The sequence below is a fragment of the Collimonas sp. genome (assembly GCF_039923675.1).
Lineage (GTDB): Bacteria > Pseudomonadota > Gammaproteobacteria > Burkholderiales > Burkholderiaceae_D > Collimonas.
This window is the reverse complement of record NZ_JBDTCG010000071.1, coordinates 1-8,374: the sequence shown is the minus strand read 5'-3', so window position 1 is coordinate 8,374 and position 8,374 is coordinate 1. Positions and strand designations below refer to the sequence as shown.

Below are 8,374 nucleotides of genomic sequence, written 5' to 3'. Positions count from 1 at the left end.
CAGCAAGCTTTGCCCGCTGCGAATGCCGGCGCGGTCCACCAGGCCTTCCCACGCAGTAATGAAGATCAGCGGCAGCGCTGCGGCTTCACGCATGCTGAAGTTGGATGGTTTGAGCGCCAGCAGATCGGCGTCGACTGCCGCGAATTCGGCCAGCGAGCCTTGTACGCCACCGACGCCGCCGGTCATGCCATACACTTCGTCGCCAATCCGGAATTTGCTGACGCCTGGCCCGACCGCCTGGATCACGCCAGCCATGTCGATGCCCAGGATCGCCGGCAAAGGATGCCTCGCGTGGGGCGCCTCGCCGCTGCGGATCTTGAGGTCGAGCGGATTGATGCCGCTGGCCATGATGCGCACCAGCACTTGTCCCGCTCCGGCAGCGGGACGTGCCACGGTGGTGTGGCGGAATGCTGCGCCATGGCTTTCCAGTACTGCGGCGCGCATCGAATGTGATTGGGTCATGATGATTTTCCTTGAAGTTGAGTTGACCGCTTCAAGATATACTTCTTTAATATGTATGGGAATCATCGTTATTGCACGGTTTCCATGCAAAAATGAATGGATCAGGACAGTCAGCTCTGAGCGCTGCGAGAACTTGATCAAAGGAGCCGAGGCTATGGAATGGAGTGATCTGCGCGTCTTCCTGGCGATTGCGCGGGAAGGGACGCTGGGTGCGGCGGCACGCAAGCTGGGGCAGACCCAGCCGACCATGGGACGGCGCTTGCGCGCGCTGGAAGAGGCTGTGGGCCATCAGTTGTTTCAGCGCACCAGCGACGGTTTTATCCTCACCGACGAGGGCGCGGCGGTGGTCAGCCATGCCGAGCGGATGGAAGAAGAGGCGCAAGCCTTCCAGCGGCAACTGGCCGGTCAGGAACAACATCTGGACGGCACGCTGAGAATTACCGCGTCCGGCTGGTTCGCCAGCCATGTGCTGACGCCGGTGCTGGCGGATTTCTCCGGCAGGCACCCGCGCGTGACGCTGGAAATGCTGACCGATTCGCGCTTCTTCAGCCTGTCCCGCCGCGAGGCAGACCTGGCGTTCCGCATTCAGCCGTTCGACGAGCCGGACGTGGTGTCGCGCAAGCTGCTGCATATGCCTTACGGCCTGTATTTGCGCGCCGGCCTGGCGCAGCCGGAGGCAGGCGACGGCGCGGGCGCGGCGCTGATCAGCATGGATAAGGCGTTCGGTGGTATGCCTGATGCCGTCTGGCTGGAGCGGATATTGCCGAATGCGCGGGTGGTGTTTCGCAGCAATGACCGTGATGTCCAGGCGCATATGTGCGCGCGCGGAGCAGGGCTGGCAGTATTGCCGCGGCCTTTGGGAGATCGTCTGGCCGGCGTCGAACGCATTGATTTGGGTGAAGCGCCGCCCGGTCGCGATACCTGGGTCGGCTACCACCGCGACCTGCGGCGTCTGGCGCGCTTGCGCGCCTTGCTCGACATGGTGATTGCGCAACTCGCGAACTGAATATCCTGCTTTGAACAAACCGGTAAAATGCCGGACCTGGCATAGGCGTCAACCATCTGCACAATGGAATTTACCCTCATCACTTTGCTCAACGGCCTCAGCTACGGACTGCTGCTATTCCTGCTGTCGGCCGGGCTGACCTTGATTTTCAGCATGCTGGGCGTGCTGAATTTTGCGCATGCGAGCTTTTACATGCTGGGGGCGTATTTCGCTTATGCGATCAGCGTCCAGCTGGGATTCTGGCCGGCATTGCTGCTGGCGCCGCTGCTGGCGGGCCTGCTGGGCGCGCTGGTCGAGCGCTTCGGGCTGCGTCACGTGCGGCGTCATGGCCAGGTAGCGGAGCTGTTGTTTACCTTCGGCCTGTCCTATGTGATCGTCGAACTGGTGCAACTGGCCTGGGGCAAATCGGCTGTTCCGTATGCGATTCCGGCGCAACTCGATGGCCCGTTGTTTACTTTGTATTCCACTGCATTTCCCATGTATCGCGGCTTCATGATGTTGCTGGCGCTGCTGATATTGCTGGCGACGAGCTGGCTGTTGAAGCGTTCCCGTATCGGCTTGCTGATCCAGGCTGCGCTGACCCATCCGCAGATGCTGGAAGCGCTCGGCCACAATGTGCCGCGGCTATTTACACTGGTGTTTGCCGCCGGTTGTGGCTTGGCGGGTTTGGCGGGCGTGGTCGGCGGCAATGCTTTCGTCACTGAGCCGGACATGGCGGCGGGGGTGGGCAGCATCATTTTCGTGGTGGTGGTGGTCGGCGGCCTCGGATCGCTGACCGGGGCGTTCATTGCATCGCTGCTGATCGGGATCTTGCAAACCTACGCAGTGGCGCTTGATGTTTCCTTGTTGAGCGGCTTGGCGCATTGGGGAGTACAGGTCGGCCCGGACGCCATCGCTTATCCCTTGCTGCAACTGACGCTGGCGCAGGTGGCGCCGGTCTTGCCCTACCTGTTGCTGGTGCTGGTCATGCTGCTGCGTCCGCGCGGCTTGCTCGGCGTGCGCGATTGAAGAACCGGAAACCACGACCGATGACACTTTCTTCCTGGCGCAATAAATCGGCCTGGCCGGCCTTTGCTTTGCTATTGGCCGCGGTGCCCTTGTTGTTTGCACAAAGCGCAGCGCTGTCGATCCTGTCGCAATGCGGCTGCATGATGATCCTGGCGCTCTCCTTCAATATGCTGTTGGGCCAGAGCGGCATGCTGTCCTTCGGCCACGCCGTGTATGCAGGCCTGGCTGCATTCGCCAGCGTGCACGCGATGAACCGGCTGACCGGCGGCAGCGCCGCCGCGCTGCTGTTTGTGCCGCTGGTGGGCGGCATGGCCGGGATGCTGGCTGGCGCTGTGTTCGGCTTTGTCACCACGCGCAGGTCCGGCACGGCGTTGTCGATGATCAGTCTGGCGTTGGTGGAATTGATTGCCGCGGGCGCCTTGATGTTTCCCGGCTGGTTTGGCGGCGAGAGCGGGATCAGCACCGATCGCGTGCTGGGCGCGCCGTTTCTGGGCATCGATTTTGCCTCGCAGCTGCAGGTCTACTATCTGATCGCGTTCTGGCTGTTCGTCAGCGCGGCCGCCATGTACGCGCTAACGCAAACGCCGCTGGGACGTATCGCCAACGCCGTGCGTGATAATCCCGAACGCGCCGCCTTTATCGGCCACGATCCGCGCCAGGTGCGCTACCTGATGTTCATGCTGTCAGCGTTCTTCGCCGGCATCGGCGGCGCACTGACGGCGATCAATTTTGAAATCGTCAGCGCCGAAAATCTCAGCCTGCTGCGTTCGGCGCAAATCCTGTTGTTTACCTTTATCGGCGGCATTGGGTTTTTTTTCGGGCCGATGGTAGGCGCGGTGGTCGGCGTACTGTTTTCCTCCCTGCTGTCGGCTTATACCCGCGGCTGGCAGTTGTATCTGGGTTTACTGTTTGTGATGATCGTGCTGTTTGCGCCGAGCGGCATTGCAGGTATCGGGGTGACGTTGGTTGATCGCTGGCGACACATCGCGATGAAGTCGTTGATACGCTTGGCCGGCCTGCTGGCGCTGGCAAGCGCTGCTGTGTTTGTGATTGAAATGCTGTACCGGCGCGCGGCGGCCCTATGAGCAATAAGCTTCCACCGTTTGCACTTGAGCTGCGCAAGCTGCATAAGCAATTTGGCGGCACGCACATTATCAACGGCGTCGATTTGCAGCTGCGGCAGGGCGAAAGACTGGCCTTGATCGGTCCCAACGGCGCCGGAAAATCGACGTTGTTCAACCTGATATCGGGTGGCGCTGCCGCCAGTAGCGGCGAAATTCTGCTGCGTGGACAGGAAATCGGTTGCATGAAGCCGTTCCAGATCAGCCGGTTGGGATTGGCGCGCAGTTTTCAGATCACTAATATTTTTCCGCGCCTGAGCGTTGCGGACAACTTGCGGGCCGCGGTATTGTCTTCGCACGGTTATCGCTACACGTTTTGGCGATGCCTGTCCGGCTTGCGTCTGGTTAATCAGCGAATACAGGAACTGCTGCAGCAATGTGATCTGCAATCCCGCAGAGAAACGCCTGCAGGAGATCTTAGTTATGCTCACCAGCGTGCGCTGGAAATCGGCATCACCATCGCAGGCGATGCCGGTCTGATCTTGCTGGACGAGCCGACCGCAGGCATGAACCGGGATGAAGTTGCTGCCGCCGCCGACCTGATCCGGCGCGTCAGCATCGGCAAGACGCTGCTGATGATCGAGCACGATATGGACGTGGTGTTCGGCCTGGTAGACCGCATTGCGGTGCTGGTCGAGGGACGAATTATTGCCTGCGATACGCCCGCCGCGATTCGCAATAATCGCACCGTGCAGGCAGCTTATCTCGGTAGCCTGGAGGCGCAGCAGCCATGAGCGCCTTGCTTGAAATCCGCGATCTGCACGCTTTTTACGATCAGAGTCATGTACTGCATGGCGTAGACCTGGACGTCGCGTCAGGTGAAATCGTCAGCCTGCTGGGGCGCAATGGCGCAGGCCGTTCGACGACGTTGAAAGCGGTCATGGGCATGTTGCGCAGCAGCGGTTCGGTGCGGCTGGACGGCGTCGAGCTGGCAGGCCTCAAAACATTCCAGGTCGCCAGGCAAGGTGTGGCCTATGTACCGGAAGAGCGGGCAGTCTTTCCGACGCTGACGGTGCAGCAGAATCTGCTGTTGGGTCAGAAAAAATCAGAACCAGCCGCGTTGGATGAGGCATGGCGGCTGATGCCGCAGCTGGCAGAGCGCAGGCACGTTGCGGCCGGCCTGCTGTCTGGCGGCGAGCAGCAAATGCTCAGCCTGTGCCGCGGCCTGATGGGTAAACCGCGCCTGATCATGGTGGATGAGCCCACCGAAGGGCTGGCGCCGGAGATGATCAAGGCGGTGGCGCAGCATCTGCTCAGATTGAAGGAGCAAGGATTGGGTGTGTTGCTGGTTGAACAAAAGTTGAATATTGCGCTGGAAATTTCCGACCGCGTGCTGGTAATGGGCCATGGCCGGATTGTCTTTGCCGGAACGCCGGCTGAACTGCGCGCCAGTCCCGCCGTGCGGCAGAAGTGGCTTGAAGTCTGACGCAATCTTTTGATCACCAATAATCTTCCGTCACAAACTGCCCTGGCACCGCCCGCCGGCAAGGCCGCAAGCCGCGCTGGTGAAGAATCTCCCGGGTTTCGGTAATCATCTCCGGATTGCCGCACATCATGACGCGCGATGCTTCTACTGTGATCGGCAGGTTTGCGGCAGTTTCCAGCGCGCCGCTGGTCAGCAGGGTAGTGATGCGTCCCTGGAGGTTGCCGGCGGCAGGCTGCGCATCGCGCGTGGTGGCGCGAATCAGTTGCAAGTGCGCGCCACCGGCAGCCAATTCCGGCCGCAACGGCAGTGCCGACAGTAGTTCCTGGTAAGCCAGCTCTTCGGCATTCCTGACGCAATGCACCAGAATCAGGTTACGAAATTTCTGCCATACCATCGGGTCCTGCAAGATCGAGATGAACGGACCTAGCCCGGTGCCGGTGGCTAGCATCCATAAATCGTCGCCATCGACAAAGCGGTCGGCGGTCATGAAGCCGTAGCTGAACTTCTCTACCAGCACCGGATCGCCCGGTTTGAGATTCTTGAGCTGCTCGGTGAACTGGCCGCCGGGAACCTGCACCAGGAAATACTCCAACTCATCTTCCGCAGCGGCGGAGGTGACCGAATAGGCGCGCCACAAGGTTTCCTCGCCGACCGTCACACCCAGGCGGGCAAATTGTCCAGGCGTGAACTGATAGCCGGCCGGGCGCGTGGTGCGGAATGAAAACAGCTTGTCGGTCCAGCTATGTATGCTGGTGACTGTTTCGGTACTGGCCTTGAGAGGCGAGACCGCAGGTTTGGGAGGCGTGCTGCTCATGACAGAGGTTCCTGCAGTTGTTTATCACGTTGTTCATTATGCGGCGTGGCGATTGTGACGGCTTTCAAACGCAAGGCTTGCCGTATCGTGAAAAACGCCAGCAAAGGCGCCGCTGCAAAACAGATGAACAACCATTGTGCCGCATTTAGCGCGCCAGGCAAGCCGCCGGGCTCGGCCAGCCCGGCCAGTGAGGTCACCATGCCGGCCAGCGCGGCGCCGATGGCGGTGGCGAACAGTTGCACGGTAGTGATTGAATAGGCGGCCAGATTGCCTTCGTCGGCAGGGGCGCTGCTGAGTATTTTGGCCATCAGGTGCGGCGCGCCCATGCCGATGCCGAATCCGACCAATAGCAGCGCAGTGCACAGCGGCAGCAAGCCGTATTGCTGCAATAGCGCTACCGAAGGCAGCATCAGCGACAAGGCCAGCAGCGCGGCGAGCACGACTACCGGTCCGGCGCGCATGACGAACCTGGCGCGCGTGCCGCTATAACTGGAGAACAGCAGGGCGGCCAGGGTCCAGCCGCAGGACATGATGCCGGTCAGGTAGCCGGCCAGCAGTGGCGAATGGCCCTGGATCACTTGCAGGAAATAAGGTACATAGATTTCGGTGGTGAGCCCGAGAATCATCAAGATCATCGAGGCATATAGCGCGCCCATCCTGCTGCCCAGGGAAAATGCGCCCGTCGGCAACAGGCGCGGGCCGTCACGCTGCTCCAGCCAGCCGATCAGCGCTACCAGCGCGATGCCCAGCAGGATGCCGCCGATATTGAACCAGGCGCTGCTGAACAGGCTGGCGGCCGAGACCGACATGACGGCGGCTGCCAGCAACAGTATTTTAAACAGTGGGACAGCAGTAGGACTATCCTCATTGCGTTCTTCATTGGGGATTTTCAGGGTGAACTGCACCAGCAGCGCCAACCCGATTGCCGCCGGCAACAAGGCCCAGAACGCGCCGCGCCAGCTGCCGGCCTGGGCGAACATGCCGCCGATGGCCGGCCCCGACAGCGTGGCAATGCCCCACATGCCCGACATCAGCGCCATCGCCCGCGACCATAGAGGCGGCGCAAACACCAGCCGCACCATCGCATACGACAACGCCACCAGCACGCCGCCGCCGAAACCCTGGATGGTGCGCGCCAGCAGCAGCCACACCATGTGCGGCGCCAGCGCACAGCCGGCCGAGCCCACGGAAAACACCAGCAAGGCCAACAGGCAGGCCGAGCGATAGCCGATCCATTCCACCAGCCGCGACGCCAGGCCGGCGGCGATGATGGAGGCGACCACAAACAATGAAGTGGCCCAGGCATAGTATTCAAGGCCGCCGATATCCTTGACCACCGACGGCAGGATAGTGGTGACGATATACACATTGGTGGCATGCATGCCGATGCCGCCTGCCAGGGTCAGGGAACGCAAGGCATTCCTTCCGGACAGCAGGTCGGCCCAGCTGGCGGGCGGCGGATCCGTGTTTATAGTGTTGGGAGAAAGCGACATGGTCGAGTCTGTCCTGATCGATGCTGATAATTGAAATGGCGGGCCCGGTCGGCTTTGGCGCTATGCGCCGGTCCGACGGGTGGTCCTGATTGCTTGCCGCGTCTTGTGCGGATTAGAGCAGATTAGCGCGGTCTAGAAGCCGCCGGTAAATTGATAGCGTGAGCCCGGATGCCACAAGGTGACCGAGGTCGCGACGGTATCGTGGACCCAGGTCCGGCGCGACAGCAACAGGCAGGGTTCGCCGGTTTCCATCTGCAGCAGCTTGCGCATCGCCGCCTCCGGCATCTTGGCCTCGATGCTGTATTCGGCCTTGTCCAGCGGCGCTATTTGCACCATGTAATGATTCGGCGTCACCAGGTGGAAGTCCTGCTGCAAATAATCGGGGAACAGCTGCGGATTGGTATAACGGTCCTCAAGCTGGATCGGAATATCGTCGGCAAAATGCACAATCACCGAGTGGAATGCCTGGCCGGATGCAAGCCCCAGCGCCTTCAATGCGGCTGGCGTGGCGCTGGCTTCCAGCGTCAACACCTGGCTGCGATAACGATGGCCGCGCGCTACCAGTTCATCGTCGATACTGCGAATTTCCACCAGAGTAGATTGATATTTTCCGGGGGCGACATAGGTGCCTGAACCTTGGATGCGTACCAGCAGCTGGTTGTCGGTCAGTTCACGCAGGGCGCGGTTGACGGTCATGCGCGACAGGCTGAACTGCAGCATCAGCTCGCGCTCGGAAGGGATCAGGTCGCCCGGCTTCCATTCGCCGCTGCGGATTTGCTGCAAAACGTGGTCTTTTACCAGCTGGAATGCGGGAGTTGCTTTTATTGCTGCTGTTTTTGCCAATGTGCCATGCATACGCCGGCTCCTACTCAATAAATTTCATCACGGATACTACCTCAGTTACCGGTCTTGATTGCCGCTTCAGTTGCCGACAAACCAAGTATGCAAGTTCAAGCACACTTGAAGTCAATACATTTTTTATGAATTCGGTTGACTAAGTTGTATAGGCATTATATTTTACTGGACTATACAACTTGATGTTTT

The 8,374-nt window shown here is 60.4% G+C and carries 9 protein-coding genes; 5 read left to right on the top strand and 4 right to left on the bottom strand.

The genetic code is table 11. The annotated features are described in order from the left end of the window. Positions 1-462 (bottom strand): alcohol dehydrogenase catalytic domain-containing protein (locus ABI171_RS15095; protein ID WP_348093339.1); only part of this gene is annotated, 462 nt, incomplete at its 3' end. Between the two features lie 154 nt (positions 463-616). Between ABI171_RS15095 and ABI171_RS15090 the strand changes: the two genes are divergently transcribed. The 5 genes from ABI171_RS15090 to ABI171_RS15070 all read left to right on the top strand — a co-directional run bounded on the left by ABI171_RS15090 (position 617) and on the right by ABI171_RS15070 (position 5,023). Next, positions 617-1,468: a LysR family transcriptional regulator gene (locus tag ABI171_RS15090; RefSeq protein WP_348093338.1), complete on the top strand. Its 852-nt coding sequence runs from the start codon at positions 617-619 to the stop codon at positions 1,466-1,468. A gap of 63 nt (positions 1,469-1,531) precedes the next feature. Continuing rightward, on the top strand, positions 1,532-2,476 hold the full coding sequence (locus tag ABI171_RS15085) for a branched-chain amino acid ABC transporter permease (RefSeq protein WP_348093337.1): 945 nt from the start codon (positions 1,532-1,534) through the stop codon (positions 2,474-2,476). A 20-nt stretch (positions 2,477-2,496) separates the two neighbouring features. Next, the gene (locus ABI171_RS15080) at positions 2,497-3,561 is read left to right on the top strand and encodes a branched-chain amino acid ABC transporter permease (RefSeq protein WP_348093336.1); all 1,065 of its coding nucleotides are present in this window, start codon (positions 2,497-2,499) and stop codon (positions 3,559-3,561) included. Further along, the gene (locus ABI171_RS15075) at positions 3,558-4,331 is read left to right on the top strand and encodes an ABC transporter ATP-binding protein (RefSeq protein WP_348093335.1); all 774 of its coding nucleotides are present in this window, start codon (positions 3,558-3,560) and stop codon (positions 4,329-4,331) included. The genes ABI171_RS15080 and ABI171_RS15075 overlap by 4 nt, the downstream gene beginning before the upstream one ends. Further along, on the top strand, positions 4,328-5,023 hold the full coding sequence (locus ABI171_RS15070) for an ABC transporter ATP-binding protein (protein WP_348093334.1): 696 nt from the start codon (positions 4,328-4,330) through the stop codon (positions 5,021-5,023). Before ABI171_RS15075 ends, ABI171_RS15070 begins: the two co-directional genes overlap by 4 nt. A gap of 13 nt (positions 5,024-5,036) precedes the next feature. Here ABI171_RS15070 and ABI171_RS15065 read toward each other — a convergent pair whose 3' ends face one another. The 3 genes from ABI171_RS15065 to hutC all read right to left on the bottom strand — a co-directional run bounded on the left by ABI171_RS15065 (position 5,037) and on the right by hutC (position 8,185). Next, positions 5,037-5,837 (bottom strand): ferredoxin--NADP reductase, encoded by an 801-nt coding sequence (locus ABI171_RS15065; protein ID WP_348093333.1) that lies wholly within the window; start codon positions 5,835-5,837, stop codon positions 5,037-5,039. After that, positions 5,834-7,309 (bottom strand): MFS transporter, encoded by a 1,476-nt coding sequence (locus tag ABI171_RS15060; protein WP_348093340.1) that lies wholly within the window; start codon positions 7,307-7,309, stop codon positions 5,834-5,836. Before ABI171_RS15060 ends, ABI171_RS15065 begins: the two co-directional genes overlap by 4 nt. A 153-nt stretch (positions 7,310-7,462) precedes the next feature. Continuing rightward, the gene (gene hutC, locus ABI171_RS15055) at positions 7,463-8,185 is read right to left on the bottom strand and encodes a histidine utilization repressor (protein WP_348093332.1); all 723 of its coding nucleotides are present in this window, start codon (positions 8,183-8,185) and stop codon (positions 7,463-7,465) included. Positions 8,186-8,374: the final 189 nt, after the last annotated feature.